This window comes from Streptomyces sp. JJ38 (assembly GCF_019303475.1).
Lineage (GTDB): Bacteria > Actinomycetota > Actinomycetes > Streptomycetales > Streptomycetaceae > Streptomyces.
The window spans coordinates 1-333 of record NZ_JABLSI010000113.1 but is presented as its reverse complement, the minus strand read 5'-3'; the positions used below and the strand labels follow the sequence as shown (position 1 = coordinate 333).

1 protein-coding gene is annotated in these 333 nt (G+C 69.1%); it reads left to right on the top strand.

All coding sequences use genetic code 11. The features are described 5' to 3' along the window. Positions 1-333: S8 family serine peptidase (locus tag HPT28_RS26480; RefSeq protein WP_219094507.1), on the top strand; the 333-nt coding region annotated here is incomplete at both ends.

Below are 333 nucleotides of genomic sequence, written 5' to 3'. Positions count from 1 at the left end.
GTCGAGCTGGGTGAGAAGCAGGCGAAGAAGCTCGCGGCCAACCCGCACGTCGCGAAGGTCGAGCAGGACGCCAAGGTCCAGCTCGCGGACACCCAGACCAACCCCACCTGGGGCCTGGACCGCATCGACCAGCCCGACCTGCCGCTGGACAACAGCTACACGTACTCCGACACCGCCGGTTCGGGCGTGACGGCGTACATCATCGACACCGGCATCAACCACAGCCACAACGACTTCGGCGGCCGCGCCAGCTTCGGCTTCGACGCCTTCGGCGGCAACGGTGAGGACGGCAACGGGCACGGCACCCACGTCGCCGGCACCGTCGGCGGCACC